The organism is Streptomyces sp. NPDC058231 (assembly GCF_042882275.1).
Lineage (GTDB): Bacteria > Actinomycetota > Actinomycetes > Streptomycetales > Streptomycetaceae > Streptomyces.
In genome coordinates, this window is record NZ_JBHVWN010000079.1 from 12,580 (window position 1) to 36,519 (window position 23,940).

The 23,940-nt window shown below is 68.3% G+C and carries 15 protein-coding genes and 5 pseudogenes; 6 read left to right on the forward strand and 14 right to left on the reverse strand.

The features are described from left to right. Positions 1 to 205: 205 nt before the first annotated feature. Positions 206 to 1,498: a uracil-xanthine permease family protein gene (locus ACFVXE_RS33190; protein ID WP_389676829.1), complete on the reverse strand. Its 1,293-nt coding sequence runs from the start codon at positions 1,496 to 1,498 to the stop codon at positions 206 to 208. A 28-nt stretch (positions 1,499 to 1,526) separates the two neighbouring features. Here ACFVXE_RS33190 and ACFVXE_RS33195 point away from each other — a divergent pair, with 28 nt between their 5' ends. Beyond that, positions 1,527 to 3,215: a recombinase family protein gene (locus ACFVXE_RS33195; protein ID WP_389676831.1), complete on the forward strand. Its 1,689-nt coding sequence runs from the start codon at positions 1,527 to 1,529 to the stop codon at positions 3,213 to 3,215. Between the two features lie 1,029 nt (positions 3,216 to 4,244). On the opposite strand, the pseudogene ACFVXE_RS33200 reads toward ACFVXE_RS33195, so the two are convergent. Further along, positions 4,245 to 4,496 (reverse strand): annotated as a pseudogene (locus ACFVXE_RS33200) (TrmO family methyltransferase); the annotation flags it as partial. Positions 4,497 to 5,578: 1,082 nt separating this feature from the next. On the opposite strand from ACFVXE_RS33200, the gene ACFVXE_RS33205 reads away from it, so the two are divergent. From ACFVXE_RS33205 to ACFVXE_RS33225, 5 genes and pseudogenes are all read left to right on the forward strand, one after another. Continuing rightward, entirely contained in the window at positions 5,579 to 8,236 is a 2,658-nt protein-coding gene (locus ACFVXE_RS33205) for a hypothetical protein (RefSeq protein WP_389676833.1), read from the forward strand. 119 nt (positions 8,237 to 8,355) lie between these two features. After that, positions 8,356 to 9,864 (forward strand): annotated as a pseudogene (locus tag ACFVXE_RS33210) (ISL3 family transposase). A 249-nt stretch (positions 9,865 to 10,113) separates the two neighbouring features. Further along, positions 10,114 to 10,539 carry a DUF6507 family protein gene (locus tag ACFVXE_RS33215; protein ID WP_389676834.1) on the forward strand — a complete coding sequence of 142 codons (426 nt, stop codon included), beginning with the start codon at positions 10,114 to 10,116 and terminating at the stop codon, positions 10,537 to 10,539. After that, positions 10,536 to 13,298, forward strand: coding sequence for a hypothetical protein (locus tag ACFVXE_RS33220; protein WP_389676836.1), 2,763 nt, complete (start codon positions 10,536 to 10,538; stop codon positions 13,296 to 13,298). The genes ACFVXE_RS33215 and ACFVXE_RS33220 overlap by 4 nt, the downstream gene beginning before the upstream one ends. A gap of 11 nt (positions 13,299 to 13,309) precedes the next feature. Continuing rightward, positions 13,310 to 14,161, forward strand: coding sequence for an immunity 49 family protein (locus ACFVXE_RS33225; RefSeq protein ID WP_389676838.1), 852 nt, complete (start codon positions 13,310 to 13,312; stop codon positions 14,159 to 14,161). Between the two features lie 259 nt (positions 14,162 to 14,420). On the opposite strand, the pseudogene ACFVXE_RS33230 reads toward ACFVXE_RS33225, so the two are convergent. From ACFVXE_RS33230 to ACFVXE_RS33285, 12 genes and pseudogenes are all read right to left on the reverse strand, one after another. After that, positions 14,421 to 15,062 (reverse strand): annotated as a pseudogene (locus tag ACFVXE_RS33230) (class I SAM-dependent methyltransferase); the annotation flags it as partial. Next, positions 14,975 to 15,613, reverse strand: a complete 639-nt coding sequence (locus ACFVXE_RS33235; RefSeq protein ID WP_389676840.1) for a M15 family metallopeptidase — start codon at positions 15,611 to 15,613, stop codon at positions 14,975 to 14,977. The gene ACFVXE_RS33235 and the pseudogene ACFVXE_RS33230, both read right to left, overlap by 88 nt. 11 nt (positions 15,614 to 15,624) lie before the next feature. After that, positions 15,625 to 16,665, reverse strand: a complete 1,041-nt coding sequence (locus ACFVXE_RS33240) for a GNAT family N-acetyltransferase (protein WP_389676841.1) — start codon at positions 16,663 to 16,665, stop codon at positions 15,625 to 15,627. Next, entirely contained in the window at positions 16,662 to 18,068 is a 1,407-nt protein-coding gene (locus tag ACFVXE_RS33245) for a phosphotransferase (protein ID WP_389676843.1), read from the reverse strand. The genes ACFVXE_RS33240 and ACFVXE_RS33245 overlap by 4 nt, the downstream gene beginning before the upstream one ends. Further along, positions 18,065 to 18,649 carry a hypothetical protein gene (locus ACFVXE_RS33250; RefSeq protein ID WP_389676845.1) on the reverse strand — a complete coding sequence of 195 codons (585 nt, stop codon included), beginning with the start codon at positions 18,647 to 18,649 and terminating at the stop codon, positions 18,065 to 18,067. The genes ACFVXE_RS33245 and ACFVXE_RS33250 overlap by 4 nt, the downstream gene beginning before the upstream one ends. After that, positions 18,637 to 18,924 carry a hypothetical protein gene (locus tag ACFVXE_RS33255; protein ID WP_389676847.1) on the reverse strand — a complete coding sequence of 96 codons (288 nt, stop codon included), beginning with the start codon at positions 18,922 to 18,924 and terminating at the stop codon, positions 18,637 to 18,639. Before ACFVXE_RS33255 ends, ACFVXE_RS33250 begins: the two co-directional genes overlap by 13 nt. After that, a complete protein-coding gene (locus ACFVXE_RS33260) occupies positions 18,921 to 19,532 on the reverse strand; it encodes a hypothetical protein (protein ID WP_389676848.1) in 612 nt (203 codons plus the stop codon). The genes ACFVXE_RS33255 and ACFVXE_RS33260 overlap by 4 nt, the downstream gene beginning before the upstream one ends. Positions 19,533 to 19,780: 248 nt before the next feature. Then, complete coding sequence (locus tag ACFVXE_RS33265; RefSeq protein ID WP_389676850.1) at positions 19,781 to 20,815, reverse strand: phosphotransferase enzyme family protein; 1,035 nt, start codon at positions 20,813 to 20,815, stop codon at positions 19,781 to 19,783. Beyond that, a complete protein-coding gene (locus ACFVXE_RS33270) occupies positions 20,812 to 21,333 on the reverse strand; it encodes an HIT family protein (RefSeq protein ID WP_389676852.1) in 522 nt (173 codons plus the stop codon). Before ACFVXE_RS33270 ends, ACFVXE_RS33265 begins: the two co-directional genes overlap by 4 nt. Before the next feature lie 6 nt (positions 21,334 to 21,339). Beyond that, positions 21,340 to 22,815 (reverse strand): NUDIX domain-containing protein, encoded by a 1,476-nt coding sequence (locus ACFVXE_RS33275; protein ID WP_389676854.1) that lies wholly within the window; start codon positions 22,813 to 22,815, stop codon positions 21,340 to 21,342. A 100-nt stretch (positions 22,816 to 22,915) separates the two neighbouring features. Further along, a pseudogene (locus ACFVXE_RS33280) lies at positions 22,916 to 23,671 on the reverse strand (ABC transporter ATP-binding protein); the annotation flags it as partial. Further along, positions 23,670 to 23,940, reverse strand: a pseudogene (locus tag ACFVXE_RS33285) (transposase); the annotation flags it as partial. The pseudogenes ACFVXE_RS33280 and ACFVXE_RS33285, both read right to left, overlap by 2 nt.

Consider the following 23,940-nt stretch of genomic DNA (forward strand, 5'->3'; position numbering starts at 1 on the left):
GAGTCCTCGGAGGTGGCCGGCCGTCGGGCGCAACTGGCCGAACCAGCAGATCCGCCAGGCATAGGTCAGGGCTGCAAGGCCGGGGCGAAGAGGGCCGGCCACACAAGCCAGGACGGGGGCCAGGACGGGGGCCGGTGCTGATCGAGCATGAGCGGGGATGACCGCCCTCAGGGCGACGGAGGACACGACTTCCTCCCGGAAGGGACTACGGCGTCGGCGGCTTCGTCTCGTCGTACGTGGACGTGCCCGCGTCCAGCAGCGGCGACTGCGGCTTCAGATGGGCCGGGGCGAAGGCGCGCAGTACGTGGTAGCCGGTGATCACGACGATGGTGCCGAGCGCGATCCCGCTCAGCTCGAAGTCGTCGGAGATCTTGAGGCTGACCCCGCCGACCCCGATGATGATGCCCGCGGCGGCCGGCACCAGATTCAGCGGGTTGCGGAGGTCGACGTTGCCGCTCATCCAGATCTGGGCGCCCAGCAGGCCGATCATCCCGTACAGGATGACGGTGATGCCGCCGAGGACCCCGCCCGGGATCGCGGCGACGACCGCGCCGAACTTGGGGCACAGCCCGAACAGCAGGGCGAAGCAGGCGGCGGCCCAGTACGCGGCGGTGGAGTAGACACGGGTCGCGGCCATGACGCCGATGTTCTCGGAGTACGTGGTGTTGGGCGGGCCGCCCACGGCGGTGGAGAGCATGGAGGCCGCGCCGTCCGCCGCGATGGCGGTGCCGAGCTTGTCGTCGAGCGAGTCACCGGTCATCTCGCCCACGGCCTTCACATGGCCCGCGTTCTCCGCGATCAGCGCGATCACCACCGGCAGCGCCACCAGGATCGCCGACCATTCGAAGCTCGGGGCGTGGAAGGACGGCAGCCCGATCCAGTCGGCCTTGGAGACGCCCGACAGGTCGAGCCGCCAGTGGTCGACCGCCTCGGCGCCGCCCGCCGGTGAATGGATCTTGCCGAAGACCCGGTCCAGGACCCAGGACAGCGCGTAGCCGAAGACCAGACCGAGGAAGATCGCGATACGCGAGAAGAATCCGCGCAGGCACACCACGGCCATACCGGTGAAGAGCATGACCAGCAACGCGGTCCACTGGTCCTGCGGCCAGTACGTCGACGCGGTGACCGGAGCCAGGTTGAAGCCGATGAGCATGACGACGGCACCGGTGACCACGGGCGGCATCGCCGCGTGGATGATCCGGGCGCCGAAACGCTGCACCGCGAGACCCACGAGGAAGAGCGCCGCGCCGACGACGAGGACCGCCCCGGTGACGACAGCGCTGTCCCCACCACTGGCCCGGATCGTGGCGGCCACGCCCACGAAGGAGAGCGAACAGCCGAGGTAGCTGGGCACCCGGCCGCGCGTGGCGAGCAGGAAGATGGCCGTCGCGACACCGGACATCATGATCGCGAGGTTCGGGTCCAGCCCCATGAGCACCGGGGCGACGAATGTCGTGCCGCCCTTTCCATGATGAGATGCCGTCGCTGGCGCGGTCACAGGACCGGGAACGTGGGAGGGAACGACGATGGTAGGAACCGAAACGGGGTGTGCGCGACGAGCGCTGATCTACATCCGGGTCAGTACAGCCAGGGACGACATGATCAGCCCGGAGCTGCAGCAGTTCCAGGGCGAGACGCTTGCCGCCAAGGAGGGCATGCAGCTGGTGGGGAAGCCCATCATGGACCTCGGCAAGACAGGGCGTTCCTTCGGTGAACGCCAGATTTCCAAGATCATCGGTATGGCTGAGCGAGAGGAATTCGACGTCCTTATCCTGTGGGTCTGGTCGCGCTTCGGCCGGAACATGAAGGACTCCCTGACCAACCTCGACCGGCTCACCGAGCTGGGTATCGAAGTCCGTGCGGTCAAGGAGGACTTTGACGGGAGGACGAACATCGGCCGCTTCGCGATCCGGCAGATGCTCAACATCGCGGAGCTGTTCAGCGACCAGCAGGCTGACGTGTGGAAGGAATCCATAGCCCGACGTCGACGCAAGGGCCTTCCGCACGCGAACCAGGGGCGATTCGGCTACTACCGGTGTGACACCTGCCCTCCCCGGAAGCCCGGGGTTCCGCTGGAGACCTGCCCGGCGTGCAAGGAGGGCATACTCAAGGTCGATCCGGTGCTGGGGCCCAGGCTGGCCGATGCCTGGCGGCGGGTGGCTGCCGGTGAATTCATCGCTCACATCACACACGAGTGGTACGCGGAAGGTGTCGTCGATCCGTCCTCGGGTAAGCCCGTGACGCCTGGGCGTCTGTACGACATCCTCGACTCGGGCTTCGGCCTCGGCTTCGTGCGCTACCGCTTGCCGGAGCAACAGCACGTCCTGCGAACCGACAAGGACGGAGTCAAGCGCCGGGGACGCAACAGGTCGCGCAGGCCGGAGACGTTCGGACTGTACTTGCCGGGCGGGCACGAACCCGTGATCGGGGATCGTGCTGAGTGTGAGCGTGTCTGGGACGCCTATCTCGACCGCCGTGGTGATACGCCCAAGACATCAGTCCGTGAGCGGGGCGAGATCCGTTACTCGACGACGGGCTTGGTCTTCTGCGCGGCTTGCGGGGGTTCGATGCACGCCCTGCTCAGGGCGAAGAAGATCCGGAAGCCCCCGGTCGATGGCCGTCCCGATCCGTTCGACGTGACGTGGCGGTGCCGCCAGTACGCCGAACTCGGTTCATGCCGCGGATCCGGGTACGGAAATCTGGAACACATCGAAGTCCGCGTACTGGACTGGCTCAAGGGGAACGCCAAGGGAGGCCAGGACATGGAGACGCGTGTGCGCCGGAGCCAGTCAGCGCTGAAGCCGAATGACTCCGCAGCCCAGCTCACCGGCATTGAACGGGAACTGGAAAGGCTGGTGCGACAGGAGGACAAGCTCACCGACAGCCTGGTGGATGGTCTGATCAACGAGGACGCCGCCCGCCGCAAGCAGGAGCGGATCAACGCTCGTCGCGTGGAGCTTGAGACGGAGCGTCAGCAGCTCTCCAAGCGTCGAGAGCGCATGGTTTCCCAGCCCCGTGCCGTGGCCTTCAAGAGCTTGGTGGACGAGTGGGATCAGGCGACCCCGAACACCAGGAACAAGCTGATCAAAACGGTCGTGCGTGGGATTTACGTCCGCAAGGGGCGCGGATTGCCGCTGAGTGAGAAGTACCGGATCGTTCCCATGTGGGAGGCACGTCCCGTGGCAGCGCCTTTTACTGATGGCGCTGTGCTGTAGGGCTACCTTGACGCGGGTGTTTCATGCTTGGCCTGCGCACCGCCTGATCCAGACTCGTGTCGCGTCACCACTACGGCGGCCAAGACGTCCCAGAACGCCTCCCAGCAGTCGTCCTCGCTCGGCATCGGAGTGTGTACGGCGTTCATCGGATGCGGCTACCTCCGGGGCGTCATTGGAGCCACCAGCTGCAGACGCGGCTGGTGGCCTTGGAGGGATCACCATGTCGATGATGGGCGATTTCGCCCTGCAGTCAATCCGTGGTACAGGTCTTCGCCTTAAATGCCTCCTTCATCGCGGTGTCAAGGCGGCACTCGGTCGCCAGCCCCGTATAGCGTGTGTTTCTGCTGGTCAAGCCTGGGTTCGAGCGGAGGTGTCGATCCGCACGTGCGGGCAGGTGTACTCAACTGAATCAGGGCGTGTGCTGACTGTTTGCTGATTTCCCTGACTAGTCGTCAGTCTCCTCCTGAACGTGCTTGCCCAGCAGTGGCTGCCCCGGAACCGGTCCAGCCGGTCTCCTGTGGGCCGAGACCGGCTCGGAGCGCGACTGCGGGGTCTCGCCGTGGCCGAAGCCGAGAACGAACTCCTACTGCGTCGCGACGACGTGGTCCGGACACAGCTCGATGGCAGTGATGAGGATCTTCGTCGCGCAGGGGGATCTCCAGCATCTCGTGTTCGAACACCGAGAGCCGTCGATGATCGGGCGAACCCGGGGTGATCTCCTGCGGCAGGGCAGAGCCCGGCCTTGCTGTTGTGGCACCGAGGTAGGAAGCTTGCGCGGCGCACAGGCCGACTCGTCTGCCGCTACCAGCGGCTTTGTCTTCGAAAGGGCCTCTGACCTGCGTCGGAGGCCCTCTCTGGGCTTTCAGGGACTTGCCGCGTTAGGCAGGCCTCAGGAGTCCCTCGGACAGTGCTGAAAGTCCCTGAAGAGTCCCTGGGCGGAGAGGCCAGAAGCAGTTCTACATCAAGGTGCTTGTGCTGGCGGTACGGCATTGTTGGAGCTCAACTGAAGACCAGAATTCTGGCCCGACGTCAGAGCTCTTCGCCGCCCGCTGGACGCTCGCTCGCGTCCGCCCAGTAGCACGGATCGAGCATTTCGCCGGGCCAGGCCGGCTGACGAACAGGACCGCGCGGCCCCATCTGCTCGAGGTAGGGCGACAGGTCGATCACGGGAGTGCCGTCCACGGCATCGATGTCGGTGACCAGGAGGTCCCGGCCGTCCACGTCGCGCAGACGCGGGTAGCTGATCGCGAGCCGGTTCGGCCTGCGGTGATTGCGGTGGACGACTGGTGGTATCTGGCAACGCTCATCGATTTGGAGACGCGCGAGGTGTTCGGGTACGCGACGGCCGACCACCATCGCGCCGAGCTCGTCGTTGACGCGCTGAGGATTGCCGCCGGACGCGCCTCTTCTCCCCCGTCATCCGCCACGGCTACCACTTGGGCGCCCCGGCAGGAGGTTCTCAACACCGATCGCCTGTGCTATGGCGGCAGTGAGGTCCTCAACCCCGGCATCGTCAAACCCGCCTCCGTCGAACTGATCTGGCCCCGCCGGCAACGGTCTCACGCTGAGGCCGAATTGAGGCGTGGCAGGATGGTCCACCTCCCGTTGGAGGGACCGATATCGACCTCAGCAAGCCACCTGATATCGCGCAGGCTGACATCCCGTTGCGGCCGGCCTCCGGTGAGCAGGCTCTTCGACTCGGCGGCCGGGGCGCTGCCGGGGAGAAGGAGCTGCACATAGCCGTGGAACAGCCTCGTGCCGGGCTTGAGTCGGGTGCCGGTGACGTCGGCGGCCCCGGATGCGGAACTGCCGCTGCTGGGAGCCGACTTGTAGTTTCGTGATGGTGATCCATACGCCGTCGGAGCCCAGGCTGCCCTGCACGCCTTTGACGTCCACGCCGCCCCCAAATGAGTAGGTGGTCATGATGCCCGTGAAGTTCAAGATGTAACAGGCCGACGAACGCGCCGATGACCGCGATGGCCGCAGCAGCAACCGTGTTCCATTCGTCGGTCATGTGTGAACCGTCCTGCGTGAGCGCGGACGAAAGCCCCCGGAGAAGAACTTTCTCCGGGGGCAGGTCTCGTCAGCGCCTGCTGACGATGTGGATATGGCCGCCGCTGAGCCTCACCGCATCCGGATCACAGTCAACGTCCCGTACCGCCCCGCCCTACCCCCCGACCCGGCGAACACCTCCACTGCCGGGTCGGCCTCCACGAAGCCATGCTCGGGCTCCGCAGCGATCTTGTCTGGGGACCGGGCGGCGTTGACGCATCGGCGTCCTTCTGAAGGCGGGAGCCGAGAGAAACTACGGTTGAGGCTCATGCCAGCAGTCGGGCGTGGCAGACATGAGACGAGGTGTGGGTATGTCCGGGTCGGGGCGGGGCCGGTCGCGGGGCGAGCTGATCCGGCGGCGCGCGCAGGCGCAGTTCGTAGGGCGGCGGGCGCAGTTGTCATTGTTCGCGGAGAACTTGTCGAAGGATCCGGAGTCCGAGGAGGACCCGGCGGAGTTCTTGTTCCACGTGCGTGGGGTGGGCGGGGTGGGGAAGTCCACGCTGTTGCGGCAGTGGCAGGACGCGGCCCGGCGGGTGAATGCGGTGACGGCGGTGGTGGACGAGAACGATGTCCATGGCGTGCAGCAAGCCCTGACGGGGCTGGCCCGGCAACTGGCCGAGCAAGCGGGCACGCTCAAGGAGTTCGACAAGGCGCTGGAGCTGTTCCGAAAGGAGCAGGACACTTCCCCCGGGCCGGTACCGGGGCAAGAGGAAGCATCGGTGTCGAGCCGGATGGTTACACAAGCCGCGCTGGGTGCGGCATCGCTCATTCCCGGGGCTGGCCTGGTGACGGCGATGGCGAACCCGGATACCGCGGCCCAGGGGCTGGACAGGCTGCGGTCCGGGACCCGGTCTCGGATGCGGCAGCGCGGGAGCCGTGATGAGGCTGGTTTGAGCCGGGCGTTCGTTGCGGAGCTGGAGCGATTGTGCACGCGTCACCAGTGGGTGGTGCTGTTCTTCGACACGTGGGAGCAGACGGGCCGGTACCTGGACGGGTGGCTGCTGAGTCTGCTGGAGGATGAGTTCGGTCCGGTGCCGGCGAATGTCGTCGTGGTGCTGGCCGGTCGGGACGAGCTCGCGGAGCGGACGTGGGCTCCGCTGCGGTCGCAGGCGGCTGATGTGCCGTTGGAGGTCTTCACCGCGGCGGAGACGCGGTCGCTGCTGGCCGTACGAGGAGTGACCGAGCCGGAGGTAGTGGAGGCAGTACTGCAGCTGTCGATGGGGCTGCCGCTGCTCGTGGATCTCCTCGCCCTGGCCCGTCCCAGTGCCGCCGAAGCGGTGGGCGCGAGCGGGGACGTGGCAGACATGGCAGTCGAGCGGTTCGTGCAGTGGATCACGGACCCTCACCAGCGCGAGGCGGTGCGGGCATGCGCGCTGCCGCTGCAGCTGAACGAGGACGTATTCGCCACCGCAGCCCAACCGGAAGCAGAAGGGCTGTGGGAGTGGCTCTGCGGGCAGCCGTTCGTCAGCGGGCAGGACGACTTCAAGCACTACCACGCGGTGGTGCGCGCCAGCATGGTCCGTCAGCAACGCGCCCACTCTCCCCAGCGCTGGACCGCCACACATCTGCGACTCGCTGACACCCACGCCGACTGGCGCGCTGCAGTCGAGGAGCGGCTTCCCGAGGCGGAACGCTGGGACGATCCCGTATGGCGCCGTCACCTTCTGGACGAGACCTACCACCGTCTATGCGCGCACCCTGGGCCGTATTTGGCAGTTGCTCTCGAACAGATGGTGCAAGCGGCAGGCCGGAACGCGGCGGTGCTGTGGCAGTGGACCAAGACCTTCGAGCAGGCCGCGCAGGACACCGGCGATGCCGCCCTGCTCAGCTGGTCCGGCCGCCTCGGGAACGCCCTCGCAGACGACGAACCAGATCTCGCATGCCTCACTGTTCTGCTGACCTGCGGCGATCTGGGCACCGCTGCCCGGAGCTGGGCCCACGCCCACCGCGGCCGCCGCTTTTACTTAGCCAACCACAACGAAGAGGCCCTGCCCGATTTGGACCAGGCCATCGCTAGCGATGCCAACAACACCCGCGCCCTGAACCTGCGTGGAGAAATCCACAGCGCGCTCGGCCACCACAACCAGGCCATCACCGACCTCAGCATCGCTCACAACCTCGACCCCACCAACGCCCGGACGCTCATCTCACGCGGCCTGGTGCACCGGAAGGCGCGTCGATACGACCAGGCCATCACCGACCTCACCATCGCCCACGACCTCGATCCCACCAACGCCTGGCCCCTCATCTTCCGCGGTCAAGCGCACCAGCTAGCGAGCCGCCACGACCAGGCCATCACCGACCTCACCATCGCCCACGACCTCGATCCCACCAACGCCTTGTCCCTGAGCTCACGCGGCCATTCACACCGGTATGCAGGCCACTACAACCAGGCCATTACCGACCTCACCACCGCACACGAGCTCGACCTCACCGACGCCTGGACCCTCATCTCACGCGGAGAAACGCACCGGCAAGCAGGCCACTACAACCAGGCCATCACCGACTTCACCGCGGCCCACGACCTCGACCCCACCAACGCTTGGACTCTCAGCTCACGCGGCCTGGCGCATCGGCAAGCAGGCCACTACGGCCTAGCACGGGAGGATCTGGAGCAGGCCATCGCAGCCGAGCCCGAGGACCTCAGCTTCGTGTTCGAGCAGGTCATGCTCGACACGGTGGAGTCGGGGCTCGGGACATGCATAGACCGCTGGAGGCAGCTGCTCACCTCGCCGGTGAGCGAGATGTATGAGGATGCCACCAGGTTCTTCGACTTATTCCGGGTGCTGATCCTCGAACCAGGAGACCGCTTGGCAGAGGCAACCGAGACGTTCCTCGCTGGAAGCCCGAACCATGACGCCGTCGCGGATGTGTTGCACTACCTGGCTGAACTCTCCGCTGTGGACCACGAACTGGCGGACCGCGCGCGGCTATGCCGCCAGCTCATCGTGGAACGCACCTCAGAATGAACGAAGAGGCCCTCAACAGGGACTGTAAGAAGACCGGCTCTGTTCCGTAGTCGGTGGTGACGGCAGGTGACGGGCGTCGTTGACGTTGTATGCGAGATGTCAACTCTCTTGTGGCAACGGTGTTTTCAGGGCTATCGGCGCTGGTCATCGATGACGTGGCGGACGACTGCGAGGTGATCCGGGTCTTGGCCCGGACCCGAGATGTTCCCTTTCCCTGCACGATGTGCGGTGTGCCGACGGGGAAGGTGCACGGCTACCACGTCCGGGCGGTTGCGGATGTGCCGGTCGACGGCCGCCGGGTCGTGGTCAACGTCCGGGTACGACGTCTGGCCTGCCCGGTTCTGGGCTGCCGGCGGCAGACCTTCCGCGAGCAGGTCCCTGGGCTGATCGAGCGCCTTCAGCGCCGCACCACACGACTGACCAGCCAGGTCTCGGGGGTGGTCAAGGAGTTATGCGGCCGGGCGGGCTCCCGTCTCACCCGGATACTGGCCGTGCCCGACTCGTTCGCCACCGCCCTGCGGGTGCTGCGGGGAATCCCCCCGCCGGCGGTACGGGTCCCGCGGGTGATCGGGGTTGATGACTTCGCCCTGCGCCGCCGTCACCGCTACGCCACGATCATCATCAACGCCGAAACAGGCCAGCGCATCGATGTCCTGCCCGACCGCGAAGCCGCCACATTGGAGGCATGGCTGCGAGGGAAGAAAGGGATCGAAGTCGTGTGCAGGGACGGCTCGGCCACCTACGCCGAGGCGATCCGCCGGGCCCTTCCCGACGCGGTGCAGGTCAGCGACCGCTGGCATCTGTGGCGAAACCTGTGCGACAAAGTCCTGACCGAGGTCCGCGCCCACGCTCCCTGCTGGGCCGCCGTCAACCCGCCCCAGCCCGGCGGCGTCCGCGAGCAGACCACCCGCGAGCGCTGGCACAAAGTCCACGCCCTCCTTGACTCCGGCGTCGGCCTGCTCGACTGCTCCCGCAGACTGAACCTCGCCCTGAACACCGTCAAACGCTACGCCCGCATCCCCGAACCGCCCGCGGATCGCATCGCCCCCCGCTACCGGCCCACCCTGGTCGACCCCTACCGCGACCACCTGCGCCGGCGCCGGTCCGACAACCCGGCCGTTCCCGTCACGAACCTCCTACACGAGATCAGGGAAATGGGCTATACCGGCAGCGCCAACCTGCTGGTGCGCTACCTCAATCAGGGCCGCGCCGAAGGCGACCGCCCCGTGACGACCCCCCCCCGCCGCCTCGCCCGGCTCCTGCTCACGCACCCCGAGCGCCTGTGGACCAAGGACACCGACCTGCTCGGCCTCCTCACCGCGGCCTGCCCGGAGATGACCGCACTCGCCCGGTTCACCGGCGAGTTCGCCGCACTCCTGACCCCGGCCCAGGCCAACGACGACAAGCTCACCCAGTGAATCACCACAGTCCGCACCGCCGGCCTGCCCCACCTGCACGGCTTCTGCAACGGACTCGAACTCGACCGCGCCGCCGTGAACGCCGGCCTCACCCTGCCCCACCACAACGGCCGGACAGAAGGCGTCAATACCCGAACCAAGAAGATCATGCGGCAGATGCACGGCCGAGCAGGATTCGACCTCCTCCGTCACCGCATCCTCCTGCAATAAGGGGAACGCACCGTCACCACCGACTACGGAACAGAGCCGTTGATTGGACAGTCCCGTCCCGTTGACTTCGCGGCCTCGGGTGTTGGCCGATCGGCAATCTACTGATTGCACCAGCGACGCTCGAGTTGATAGAGATGAACATGCGAACGGTTGTTCAACCTGCCGGGGCGGTCTGAGCCGGAGGCCACGGCACTGACACCGGCTGAGTGATGACGCTGAGACGGATCGGCGCGCAGAGGGGGCTCTCGCATGGTGGCGTGGGACATCAGGCCGCAGGGTGTGAACGGGCAGTTGAGGGTTGTCGGTTTGCATGCCGGTGATCTGGAGAAGGCCATGACGGCGTTGATGACGACGGTGTCGGAGGCGGCTCAGGCGGCGGGTACGGCGGTGCCGGGCCCGCAGGCGGTCACGCACCTTCAGGGGCCGGTGGCTCCGGGTCAGGCGCCTTTATCCCGTCTGGCGATGGGGCCGGTGGCCGCGGCGCTGGGTGAGTATTTGGGTGAGCGCAAGAAGGACCTCAAGGCGGCAGCCGAGCGGATCGAGGCGTCCGTGCTGGGTGCGGTCGAGGCCACCAACGCGTACTGCGAGGGTGATCTGGAGACGGCCAGGCACGCGCAGGACGCGGCGAAGGCCGTACGTCTGGACGTCCTCAAGGGCATGCAGGGGCACCGGTGAGTGAGACCGAGCCGGTCGACCCGGTGGGGATACCGGTCTTCACCGGTGACCTGGCCCTGCTCGACACGAAGGTGACGGCTCTGTCGGGCCACGGGGCCGCGATCGCGACGGCTGCCGGTGATGTGCACAGCAGCTTCGGCGGGCTGAGCGCCTTCTACAAGGCGCCCGAGGCGGAGCAGTTGTTCGCAACGACCAGACCGGTGGCGGCGACCGGGCTGTCTCTGAGTTCGGACCTGTGCGTCATCGCCGGTGCGCTGAGTACGTACTCGGATGATGCGTTCCCGCTGGTGGAGAAGCTCAAGGAGCTCAAGCGGGACGCGGTCGCCTTCCGGGTCAAGGCCGAAGGCGACGACAAGTGGCGCGAGGACGGCGACCTGGTCGAGGAGAACAACAACCGCCACAACGAGATCGCCGAGACCTGGGCCGCATTCCAGGAGGTGGAACGGGCCTGCCACGCGAAGATCGTCGCCCTGGTCGGTGGCCACGCGCTGAAGATCGACGACGGCTCCGGCAAGGAGGGTACCTACGGCTATGACGCCGAGGCCCTCAAACATTCCAAGGGCCTGCCCTGGGGCGATCCGGTGGAGGAGTCGAAGCCCTGGTGGCATGTGGGCGAGCACCTCTGGGACTTCGCCAAGGGCATCTTCGTCGACGGCGTCTGGGGCACCATCAAGGGCCTGGGCATCCTGGTCGGCACCGAGGGCTGGGATGCCGCGCAGCAGGCGTGGAGCGGGCTGCGGGACCTCACGGCCGGCGTCGTCCTCACGATCGCCGCGCCCGTCGCGCTCTGGGCCACGCCGGAAGACCGCCTGCCGGGCTTCGCCCGTGACGCGCGCAGGGCCATGAAGGAGACCGGCAAGGCGCTCGTGGCATGGGATCAGTGGGGCGAGAATCCCTCCCGCGCCGCGGGCGCGGTCACGTTCAATGTCCTGACGACCGTCTTCACCGGCGGTACGGGCGGTGCGGTGTCCGGCACCGGCAAGGCGGCCATCGCCGCGAAGGCCCTGTCCTTCGCGGGCAAGGCCGGCAGGGTCATCGATCCGATGACGTACCTCTTCAAGGGCGCGGGCGCGGGCCTGACGAAGATCAGCGACGTGATGGCTGGGCTGAAGGGCATGGGCAAGTTCGAGGCCCCGAGCATCAACGTGGACGGTGCGATCGCTCTCCCCGAGGGTGCCGTCCCCCTCCCCGGCGGGGCGATCCACCTCCCGTCGGGCTCGGCGGTCCCGGACGGGGCGATTAAGCTCCCCGACGGCAACATCAAGCTCCCCGAGGGCACCACCGCCCTTCCGCCGGGCACGGTGAAGCTGCCGGTGGACGGCCCGTCGCAGTTCATGGACCCCAAGGGCAACATCTACGACGCCGCGGGCGACATTACCCAGCACGCGAGGGACGCCCCGACGGGCAAGCCGGACGCGGGCGCGGACATCCCGCGCGTCGACGCCCCGAAGGTGGGCTCTCCGGCCTCGGCCGGGGTCCCGGAGCGACAGCTGGTCGGCGTCGGCGGCGACGACGCGATCCGCCTGGGCAGCGACATCTCCGGCCCGGTCCACGTGGGTGACCACATACCGGGAGCCCGCCCGGACACCACCTATGGCGGCCACGCGGGGCACGGGCCCTCCAACGACCTCAACGCTCCCCGGGGCGGCCACGGCGACACCCCCTCCACGGGCAGCCACACGGAGACCCCAGCGACCGTCGGCCACACGGACGGCCCGTCCACCGGTGGCGTCCGCCACGAGCCCCCGCCCGCGGGCAGCCACCACCCGGACGGGCCGGGCGGCACAGGGGTCGGCCGCCACGAGTCTCCGGCCTCGGCGGCCCCTGACGAGGCGACCCGCGCGGCCCACCGCGCGGAGTACGAGGCTGCCCGTGAGGTTCCGGTCAAGGACCGAACGCCTGACGAAAGCATGGCCATCACCCGCGAGCACGTCCGGTTGGCCAACGAGGACCCGGTCTGGCGGGCGGAGCATTACGACAAGTGGGGGTCCGGCTATCGCAACAATGCCGAGGAGCTGGTCGACGGCCAACTCCTGCCAAAGCTGACCGAGAAGGCGCCCGGCACTTGGATCGCCGTATCCGACATCCCGCACGCACACCCGGGCGGGTTCCACCTCACCCCCTTGGAGAGGGGCAGGGCCACTGTCGCCCCCGACGACCTTACGCACCTTGACAAGGTCGCGGCCAAGCGCATGGCAGGCATGGACCTGACCGCCGCCGAGAAGGTCTTTGAGAAGAATCCGAGCTTTGAGAACGCGTACGACCTAGCTCACGCGCAGGAGCACTACAACCAGACGGTCGGCGAGGGCGTCGCTAACAACTCCAAGCTCGGCGAGGACCTTGGAGAAGAGGCCGCGAGGCGCCACATGCTCCTGCAGAAGGAGTTCGAAGGTGCCCATGAGATCACCGACCTTCCTGAGACGGCCAACGGTTCGAAGAGGTTCGACCAGCTCTGGCGTGACAAGGACGGCAACCTCGTAATTGTTGAGGCGAAGAGCCCCAATGGGACGCTGGAGTGGCGCCGTGGCAACGGTCGGCTTGACCGCGACTTCATGGTGAAGCAGGGATCCCTCGAGTACGTCCGCACGATCATCGCCGATATGAAGGAGCGCATCATGACTTCACCGGGGGAGGCCAAGTACATCACCAAGCTCGAGAGCGCCATCAAGTACAAGACCTTGCGCTACGTCCTCGTCCAGGCCTCTGAGAACACCGGTCAGTATGCTGGGGCCGTGCTCAAGCACTTCGAACTCTTCTAAGGAGAAACGCGTTGGTCTCGATCATTCCCCGCCACCCCTTTCCCACGGGGAACGCGGAAGCGGGCCTCGCCGTTCTCCAGGAGAGCGCCGTCGGATGGATCGACGGTCTGGAGGCGGACTCCACGGGTCTGGGCGAGGCATTCGACACCTCGCTCATGCTGGCTAATGGGCACTGCCTGCTGGACCCGCGAGGTTCGATCTTCCCCACCTGGGACGCCTGGGTGAACGCGATGCAGATCGGCTCCGCCGTGTTCGCCGCGGCGAACACGACCGAGGGCCACGTCCAGTGCCACATCGCGCACAAGGACCGCACCCTCCAAGCCACTGGTCCGCAGCGGTACGTGACCCCGGGCACCTGGCTCACCGCCTTCTACCTCGCCGTGGTGTGCCGGGAACGGGACAGGATCACGGCCCTGTGCCGAGTGCCCCTGTCTCTGCTGCGGGAGAACGGCGCGCACTACGACGAGTTCGAGTACGCCTGGATCGATGCCCTCCAGACCTACTGGCTCGGCGGCGACGACTTCGGCTCGAAGCTGGTGGCCGCGGTCGACGGAGCGGACTCGGACACCAACGCCGACCAGGAGACGGTGGGCAAGCTCCTCTACCCGCCGATGGAGATGTTCCACCGGGTCATCCGCAACGACGACGCCGGCTTCAACCGCGCTCTCGCCGCCGCCCTCCAGTGGCACAAGGAGTACTGGACCGATGAAACACGGGTCGGTCTGATCTCGGGCCTCGTCGCGCTCGCACCACTCGCCATGGCCTGCTTCGCCCACGACGCGGGCATCTCCATCGACGTCGAGTCTGAGTACCTGCCCGCCACCCTCCTGGGACGCAACTGGTGCGGCGAATTCCCCACGTAAGGCACACACGACCACCGTCGTTCCCCGCCACGCGTCCGTACGGACAACGCGGCCGAGGCCATGGCGCCGATCGTCGCGTCAGCCCAGGACACAGTCGAGGGCAAGGCTGCCGGCCCTTCTCCACCGCGGTGAACGACCCGCCCGCCCCGCGAAGCACCAGCATCGCAAGGTTCTCCGCTTCGAACCTCGTGGCCTCCTCGAAACCGTCCGTGATCAAGCTGAGCTTGTCCTCGTCCAGGGCGATATGCCGCCGCTCTGGCGGGGTGTGTTCCACGACCGGCGTGATGACAACGAGCGCCCCACCCTCGCGCAACTGCGCACTCAGAGCACGCAGCACGGACGTTCGATCCCTGATGAAGGCGGCGCTCAGCCGCATGGTGACCAGGTCGTATCTACCCCCGTTCCCCTCCTCCAGCAGGCTGGGCAGTGCGTCATGCTCGATGTCCAGGCACAGCCAGCACACCCCCTGCACAGTGGCGTACTCCGCGCGGGCCCGGACGAGCGCGTCTTCGGCGAAGTCGACCGCGTCGACCTGATAACCCATGCCGGCCAGCGCAACGGCAAGTTCGCCGGTCCCACATCCGACATCGAGGGCCCGTCCGCCCTCGGGCGCCGGGACGTGCTCGGTCAGCAATGCCCGCTCAGCGTCGCTCAGAGGACGAAACCCCTGACCCCCGTGGTAATGCTCCTGCCACGCTTCCTTTCGGACCTGCCTCAACGTTCTGCTCTCCTCGTCGTCGTGCGGTTCTTGACCTCTGATCGATCCGAACCTGCGGGCGCGCACCGATGCCTGCGCGCGCCCGTCAGGGCGGTTCAGGTCCAGTTCTTCGGCCCGTAGAGCGCGGCCGGGCGCCCCTTCAGCAGGGCCCAGTACCGGTCTCCGAGGCTGAAATGCCACCATTCAGTGGCATAGTTCACGAATCCGGCTTCTGTCATCCCATGGGTGAGCATCGCCCTGTTCGACCTGGCCGTCGCGGAGATGTTCGGGGCGTCCGTGAAGCAAGCGCCCTGGCTGTCCTCGGGGTTGGCGTTCATCGCCGTCCCCATGTCCAGCTCTCGGCCGACGGCGTCGACGAGGGTCAGGTCAACGGCGGCACCGGCGCTGTGCGGGGCGATCTCCGGGGGCGACACGTAGCGGCTGGCCGCGGTGCGCACCTCCTGCGGCGTCCAGTTGGGATGCAGTGCACGCAGGCTCTGTGCGTACCGCTCGAAGTACTCCTGCTGCAGGGCCGGGGGCCGGTAGCCCTCCACCACCAGCAAACGAAGCCCTTCGGGCAGCTGGCGCTGCGCATCCAGCAGCTGGTCGCGGACGCGTTGACGCAGGTGTGCGAAAGCCCCGTCCGGGTCGCTCCTGCGCTCATCGACCAGCAGGGCTGTCGGGCCCGAGCGGACATCGACGAGGGGCTCGCCGCAGTCACGCACCGCAATGGCGGCCACCCGCGGGTCGGCCATCAGGATGATGCTCAACTGTTCCCCCAGTCCCAGGAGTCGAAGTACGCGGCCGTGCCGGTCAACCGGGCTGTCATTACTGCCTTCAGACGGGCGAAGTCCTGCGGCGGCATCAGCGGCTTCCACTCCTCTAACGGGAGAACCCGCACCGCGTCATGCTCGTCCGGGTCCAGAACAATGGACCGGATCTGATCGTCGGTGAGCCGGCCGCCGTCGAAGACGCATCCCGTCGTGCTGAACGGCCAGTCGCCCCCTGGAAGACCGAAAACCGACGCGAGCAAGCAGGGCGGCCCCTCCACGGCGAGGCCGGTCTCCTCGCGGCATTCGCGCTGCGCCGTCTGCCATGGCCGCTCGCCGTGATCCATCGTGCCGCCCGGAAACTGCCAGGGATGCGCCTGGGAGTACGTGGCCCGCAACTGCACCGGACGGTTGTGCTCGTTGGTGAAGAAGACGAAGGCGGATCCCGTCGACTTGGGCACTGACGAGGCGTAATCCTCCGGTGGGAGCAGCACGCGACCGGACGGCGCCTCGATCCGCCGATCCACTCCTTCAAGCCGCGTCATCCGCATCAGCGCCGGGTCGGCGGCGAACCCGAGTTCCCGGTCCAGCGGCGTGGCCTCTTTGCTGGCATGCAGTTCGAAGAGTGTGGCTCCGTCGGCCTGGAGACGGTCGAGAAGGGCGGACAGCACCTCCCTGGCCAGCCCGCAGCGCCGGAACTCCGGCTGTGTGGCGACAGCGTGCACGCGCGCGGCCAGCCCCCTGGGGTAGGCCGGTGCGGGGAGCACCGGGTGGATCAGGCCGAGCGCGCACGAGACGAGCGTCCCGTCCGGAGCCTCCGCAACATAGGCGCGGGCGTCTCCCCCCGGGGCCAGTCGGCGGGCGAGCCGGGTACTGCACAGGGCAGCCCACTCCGCGTCGAGGGGCTCGGAGAGAATGAGTTCGGACCTCAGGGCGATGATGCCCCCGGCGTCGGCGGGAACGGCCGCGCGGGCCACCGGCCGCCCGACAGTCGTCGGCATCCCCACTGTTGCAGCGGGCACTGTGTCGCGGTTCACGGAACCTCTCCTGTCGGCGAGTTGGATGGGCAGTGTTCGGCGCGCAGCCAGGCCAGAGTCCGCCGGCCCCGCTCGACGAGCTCAGGATCGCCATGGGCGATGCCGAAGGCGATCCCGCTCACAGCGTCCAGGGCCGAGTCAATGACCAGACGCGCCTCCTCGGCAGCGGTCAGCCGCCGCCCGTACCCGGCCAGGAACGCCTCGTAGACGGTGGGCCGGCCGGCCCAGGCGTCGGACAGGCGGACCAGATCCCCTACGGCGGGGCCCGGTTCGCTGCGCTCAAGATCGATTACGGCCACGGACTCATCCGCGGCGTGAAGGATGTTGCGGAGTTGGAAGTCGCCGTGGGTCTCCACCCACTCCAGTGGTGGCAGGTCCGCCGCCCGTCGTACGAGCTCGCGGACGAAGACCTCGTCACCGGGCACGAGATGAGGTCGCGCCGCGGCGAGGTGCCGATCGGCCTTTACCAATGCCGGGCCACTGCCCGCAGGAGCTTCGCGTGGCGGAACGCTCTCGTGAATGCGACGGGCGAGCGCGCCGATCCGACGAAACACCGCGAGCTCCTTCGCCGGCGGCAGGACAACCCCGTACAGGGGACGTCCGGGCACCGAGGTGAGCACGACAGCCCGCAGCCCTTCATCGGCTGCCACCAGACGGGGCGCGGCACGGCCCAGCGACGAAGCCCAGGTCCGGTACGCCCGGACCTCCCTCTGGTGGAAGCGATCGTTCTGGTGGACCTTGACGAACCACACACCTCCCTCGGCGCCGTGCGCCCGCCATACCCGGCTGCCCTCCCGCGCCCAGGAGACGTCCGTCCAGCCGGTGATGGTCCCGACGGTCCGCTCGGTGAACTCCCGCACCCAGGTGTCAGGTCCGGACGTCCCGACTGCCGGCACGGGGCGACGCCGGTCGAGGGCGGCGTTGTAGGCGATCGGGTCGGTGGGCTCCTGGAAGTGCACGGCCATCACCTGGCCGGACTGGTAGGTGTCCAGTCCGGCCCGGCAGTACGCGACCATCGGCTCCGGCAGGGCATCGAGCGGAAACCAGCCCATCGCGTCGCACACCTCCGGCTCGCGGACGCCGGGGGTGCCCTGCCAGGTGAGCACCTCGAAGAACATCCCGGTCCGGGACTTGCCGCCGGGGCTGCGGTGGTGCACGGCGGCCGCGAAGCGGACCTCCGCCGCGTCGATGCTCACGCCGGCTTCTTCCGACGCCTCGCGGATCAGGGCGTCGACGACATCCTCATGCGGTCCGTCGAGGTGTCCGGAGACCAGGTGCCAATGGCCCGAGGCGTAGACGTCCCCGGCGCGGCGGGACAGCAGGACCTCCGCGCTCGCCTCCCCGTCACGGCGCAGGATCAGATGGACGTCGATCGGCTCCCGGTGCCGCTGCTGCCCGCTCACACTGCGTTCCCGGGCCTGCGGGCCAGCAGCACGGTGAACACCGCTTCCTCCCGCAGCACCCCGTCCTTGGCGTACAGGTTCAGGAGCTGGCGGGCTTGGCTCTCGAACGCCTCGTGCCGGTCCGAGAAGAGATCGGGCCGGGCGAAGGAGGTGCTGCGGAGGTAGCCGACGGCCGTCTCGGGTGTCCACGCGCGGGCTACGGGGAAGCGGTGCTCGGTCACGTCGCTGAAGGGCGAGGTGGTGAGGTCGTCTGCGTAGGAGCGATCGGGCGTGGCGTAGGTTCCGCGTGTGCCCGCGCGGCGGACCGGCCCGAGGTAGGTCTGGATCAGCTCGCGCAACGCGCTGGTCCAGTCGGCGTCGTGGGTCCACAGGCTTCCGTCGCCCATGATCGCCACGGCGGCGTGCGGCGCGGCCACCCGGTCCGCCATCTCCAGGACTGCGGCGCGGTCCATCCAGTGGAACGCCCGGCAGCAGGTGACCAGATCAGGGCCCTGACCGGGCTCCTGTGGGCTGAAGGTGTGGGCTTCACCGGCGTACGCGGAGGCCGTGCACGCTCCGAGGTCGGTCTTCAACTCCGCCATCGCCTGGGCGAGCATCCCTGATTGACGTCCACCAGATCGACGTGCGCCAGCCGCGGCAGGACGGACAGCAGTGCGCAGGGTACCTGAGCCGTCCCGGTCCCTAGGTCCAGCAGCACCGGCGCTGGCACGCCGTGCAGGGTCGCGGCAAGCAGGCGAACGGCAGCGTCCGGCACTCCCGGTCGGTAGCGGGCGTACTCGGCAGCCGTCGTGCCGAAGAGCGCCTCCCCGGAGGCGGCGGAGCCGGCGGCAGGTCCGCCGAGACGGGGCGTCGTCACTGTACGTCTCCAGAGGTGCGAGGGATGTCGGGAAGAGACCAGGTGAGGGTGTTGCAGCTGGTGGTCACCCGCTGGGCGCCGGCGGGGTCCATCTGCAGGCGGTAGGTATGAGGGGAGCCAGCCGCACGCCATCGCTCTGCGACGTCGTGGATCTCCGCCCAGATGTCGCGCGGCCCGTCGACGGTGACTTCCCAGCGGCGGTGCCCGACCGGGCGTGCCCGCATCCAGGACCCACACCCCGGTGCGCCGATCGTCAGGCCGTCTGCGCCGAAGTGGCAGACAAGACCCGGGTGGAAGTGGCCCAAGGCCAGCCACATGGCGCGCTCGGTGTCCGCTGGGGGCACAAGGCGGCTGTGCTGGATCCAGCGACCTTCGTCGGTGGCGATCCGCTCGCGGAAGCTGGTGGACAGGAACAGTCGGTCGAACCCCACACCGCCGCGGTGCCCGAACTCCACCGCCTGCAGCTCTGCCTCCACCTCCCCCGTCTTCGTGATCAACGCGAGGCCCGGCCACGACGGCGAGGAGGTACCGAGGGTCATCAGCGCACGGCCACCCGGCGCGAGCTGGCTGGCCAGGGCCAGCGGGACCTGGGGTACGGCGAAGGACACGAAGATCCGGTCGAACGGCGCCCTGGCCGGCCAGCCAGCCAGACAGACCGTCCCCGGTCACCACAGCAGGACGGAATCCGAGCGCGGCCAAACGTGCCTGCGCGGTGGTGGCATTCAGCTCCAGGACGGCGAGCACCGGGATCACCATCGAACTGATCCAACTGCCGGTCACGCTGGCGCTCTGGCCGATCAGGAACGTCCGGAAGTTGCGGTGCCGCCACAGAGACGTCTCGGGCTGTGCGGGGGAGTCAGCACAGGCGGTCACGGAGTACCTCCTCCGCCTCGTCCAGGCGAGCGCACAGCACACCCAGGGCCTCGTGGCGGGCCCGCCCGTACGCCTCCAGCTGAAGGGTGACCGCAGGCGGGTCGTCGAGGGGTTCGGAGAGGGGGTACACCGAGCAGGCCAGGTAGCCGGCCGCCACCCGTGGCACCGTCAGGAGGTCCTTGACCGGCATGGCAGGGTTGGCCTCCCGGTAGGCGGCGACGGCCGTGGCCAGGCCCGTGGGCCAGTCCGGGGCGGTCAGGACCGTGCGCGGATCGAGCACGATGCGCCCCAGCTCCCACATCGGGCTGCGGTGCATCGGCGGCCGGAAGTCGATGACCGCGGCGACCCTCTCGCCTCTCAGCATCACGTTGAGGGAGGACAGGTCGCCGTGGACGATCTGCGTGGCGAGAGTCGAGGGGAGAGCCTTGAGCATGGATGCCGTGGCGGGGAGTTCGTCCAGCCGTTCCCGGGCGGTGTCCCTCGCCCACGCTCCGAAAGGGGAACTCGGGGGATGTTCCACCCAGCGGGCGAGCAGCCGTTCCAGGTGCTGTCGGCCTTTCTGGACGTCGCAGATCTCGTGGGACGGGGTGCGGCGCGGCGGCCCGTCCGGATGCCGGGCGAGCGTGCGGTGTATTCGGCCCACGGTCGCGCCGACGGCGGCCCACCGCCCGCCGTACAGACCACCTTCCGCTGTCTCGGCGCCCTCGGCGAACGCGGCGACGGATACCGCCAACTCGCCATCCGTGGCGATGAGGTCGCCGTCCAGGGTGCGGCGCATCACCGGCACCGGGACCCCGCCGAGCGCGGCGAACTCGGCCAGCTCCAGGGCGCGCCGTTCGGCGCCCAGGGCAGCGTGCTCCGGGTACGCCTTCACGAACCATCGCCGACCGTCGCCGTCCTTGGCCACGTAGTTGCACGTGGCGGTCCCTGACGGCCCCTCGTAGACATCGGTCGGGAAGATGCGGTAGTGCAGTGCCAGGACTTCCGCCACGACCATGACGTCGGACTGCGTGTTCATCGCCCCGCCTCCGGCCTGCCGGGGCCGTTCAGCAGCCGGCGCAGCGCTCGGGCGTCCGCTTGCAGTTGGTCTTCGTCTTGGCGCCCGAAGTCGAGTACGTCGAAGGGCAAGGGGCCGCCCGGCGCCGGGTCCGCACCCGCCTCGCGTCGCGGAACGACGTGCTGGTGCGCATGGGGAATGGCGTTGCCGAGCAGTAGATAGTTCATCTTCAGCGGCTGGTAGTGCGTCTCGAGTGCTCGGCCCAGGGTGAGGGTGTCGCGCCAGAAGGCGGCGGCTTCGTCGTCCGAGAGTTCGGTGGGCTCGGCGACGTGGCGCGCGGTCACGATGGTGATGGAGTAGCCGCGGACTTGGCCGGAGCGCCAGAGGTAGGACTGGGATACCTCACCGCGGTGCAGCAGCAGTCCCCACCCGATGTCGTCGGCCGTCCAGTCGTTGGTGCACATCGGGCAGTCGTGGCCGGCGCGGTGAGCGAGAAAGTGTTCGGGCCAGGAAGCGCTGGTGGTCGGGGGGAGCGTCACAGGTGCTCACCAGCCCGTCTGGGTGTAGGGGCGGCCCGCGCCGATGCCGTCGATTGCCTGGCGGGTGTACGGCACGACCTTTGCCGGAAGATCCTTCGGGCTGAACCACCGCCACTCGACGCACCGGTCGGGCTCCAGGATCTGCGGGGCGCCGGACCATGTCCGGGCCTGGAAGACGAGTGCGACCCGTGCCCGCGCCGTCGGCGAGTCGACGTGGTGGACCACATGCACGAGCTCGACGTCACCAGGCTCGATGATCAGCCCGGCCTCCTCCCGGGCTTCGCGCACCAGGCAGCTGACAGCGGCTTCCCTCTCGCAGTGCCCTGCCAAAAAGTGCCACTCGTTCGGCGCGAATGCCGAGTCGGGGTGGCGCAGTCCGAGGAGGATCCGGCCATGTTCGTCCTGGAGGTGAAGGTGGACGCCGACGATGTGGAGCTCGGTCCCTTCCGGTGCCTCTTCGCGCAGCGGACGGATGCGGTCCGGAGGGCTGCCGGCCCGGGGATGCTCGGCCGCGTGCCGTCGGATCAGGTCACCGAGGCCGGGGCTCAGCCGCAGCCGGTCCAGCATGTCGGGAGTGAACCATTGCAGGAGGACACCTTCTTGCAGGTCCACCGTGTCGGGGTGCCCGTTCCAGCGGCCCGAGTAGACCTGGATCGGTACCGCGAGGCCGTCGACGCTCGTTGCCTCCTCCACCGCGTACGGCGTCAACCCGACAGGTTCAAGGCCGGGGGTCTCCTCGGCGAGTTCCCGCCGCAGGGTCCCCTCCAGGCACCGGTCGCCCCTCTCGCGGCCGCCCCCCAGTAGGGCGAACACCTCGGGCGCCCAGATGCCTTCACGCAGATCCCTGAGATGAAGCAGGTAGTGGCCGAAGCCGTCGTGGACCAGAGCCGACGCGTTGATGGGCTCCGGTTGCCCGTCGAGCCCATCGGCCTCGGCGTCCAGCAGTTTGGCCCGCAGTGTCGGGGACCTGACGTCGGCGAACGCAAGCCACTGGGCACCCGAGACCTCTTCGTCCTGCAGCCGGAGCGGCGGCAGCTGTTCGGTGCTGACGTAGAAGGCGAAGCGGAAATCGAAGTGCTGATGGCTCGGCTCGCCCTTGGCGGGATTGGCTTCGATCCCGTGAACGTCAATGTCGACCGGCGCGCCCAGGAACTGCGGGGTCAGACACAGGTCTCCGAGCCGGATGCCCGTTTCCTCCGACACTTCCCGCAGGGCCGCGGCCAGGAGGCTCCGGTCCGCCTCGACGTGGCCGCCGGGCGTGAGCAGCAGCCCCGTGACCTTGTGGCCGATGTGCAGTACGTGACGGTTGCGGTCGATGACGACCGCGCTGCAGGTGACGTGGCCGGGGAGAGTTGCACGGTTGGACGGGTCGTCAGGGCCGTCCAGGGCGGCCAACAGTCCGGCCAGGGACTTTCGCTCATGCGGATGCCGAGCCAGATGGCTTTCGGCGGTCGCGTGGATGTGGGAGCGAGTGACCGGCACGTCAACACCTCGGGGAAGTTTGGAAGGACTGGTGGATGGGTCGACGGAGTACGTGATGGCCGCGGGCACGGCCCGAGCATCTGAAGTGGTGTCGGGGCCCTCATGCGCGGGTCCCCTGCCTTTCGTCGTCCGGCTCGGAGGTGACCTGGTAGGACAGCAACTGCTGGAACAGGCCGCCCTCTTGTTCGGCGAGGTCCTTGTAGGTGCCCTCTTGCACGACTCTGCCCTCGTCGAGGACCACGATCCGGTCGGCGACGGCGACGTTGGTGATGCGGTGTGTCACCAGCAACACCACCCGGTCCTGGGCCAGGTCCCGCAGCCGCTGGAAAATCCTGTACTCGGCGCGAGGATCAAGGTTGGCGGTCGGCTCATCGAGGACCAGGAGCCCGGCCTCGCGGAAGAACGCCCTGGCGAGCGCGATGCGCTGCCACTGGCCGCCGCTCAGCTCCTCTCCGTTCAGCCACTCGCGGGCCAGGAGGGTGTCCAGGCCGGCGCCGAGCTTGTCGACGACCTCGTCGGCGTCGGCGGCCTCGCAAGCTTCACGGACCGCCGCGTCACCGCGGGCCGTGGGCTGCCCCTGGGTCACGTTCTCGCGCACCGTCAGCGGCCAGTGCGCGTAGTCCTGCGGCACCAGGGCCACCTGCCGCCACAGCGCCTGCGGGTCGGCATCGTCGGTGGGGACGCCGTCCCACAGCACCTGCCCGCACGTGGGCAGGTACAGCCCGCTGACCAGCTTCGACAGCGTTGACTTTCCCGAGCCGTTGAAGCCGACCAGTGCGGTGACCTCGCCCCGGCGCAGAGTGAGCGAGACGTCGGACAGCGCATCCTGGTCCTTCCCGGCGTAGCGGTGCGAGACCGGCCACCATGGGCTTCAGGCCCTGGCTGTCGTGGGTGTTGGCGGCGGAGACGCCGACGACCAGGGGCAGTCCGGCCGCGTCCGACAGGACGTGCATCTTGGAGCCGGGCTTGCCCCGGTCCACGGGGCTCGGACCTGTGAGTTCGCCCCTTTTTTCGCCCGTACGTGGGCGGAGTCGAGGACCACGCGGGAGAGGTCGAGCAGTCCGCACTCGTGAATGCGGTCGAGGACGGCTTCGTGCAGCCGGCCCCAAAGTCCGGCTCTGGACC

What these genes read in the sequence shown, in the direction of transcription:
- ACFVXE_RS33205 (WP_389676833.1), top strand. Translation starts at nt 5,579, where the DNA reads ATGTCCGGGTCGGGGCGGGGCCGGTCGCGGGGCGAGCTGATCCGGCGG.
- ACFVXE_RS33235 (WP_389676840.1), bottom strand. Translation starts at nt 15,613, where the DNA reads ATGGCCGACCCGCGGGTGGCCGCCATTGCGGTGCGTGACTGCGGCGAG.
- ACFVXE_RS33195 (WP_389676831.1), top strand. Translation starts at nt 1,527, where the DNA reads ATGGTAGGAACCGAAACGGGGTGTGCGCGACGAGCGCTGATCTACATC.
- ACFVXE_RS33215 (WP_389676834.1), top strand. Translation starts at nt 10,114, where the DNA reads ATGGTGGCGTGGGACATCAGGCCGCAGGGTGTGAACGGGCAGTTGAGG.
- ACFVXE_RS33265 (WP_389676850.1), bottom strand. Translation starts at nt 20,815, where the DNA reads ATGAACACGCAGTCCGACGTCATGGTCGTGGCGGAAGTCCTGGCACTG.
- ACFVXE_RS33250 (WP_389676845.1), bottom strand. Translation starts at nt 18,649, where the DNA reads ATGGCGGAGTTGAAGACCGACCTCGGAGCGTGCACGGCCTCCGCGTAC.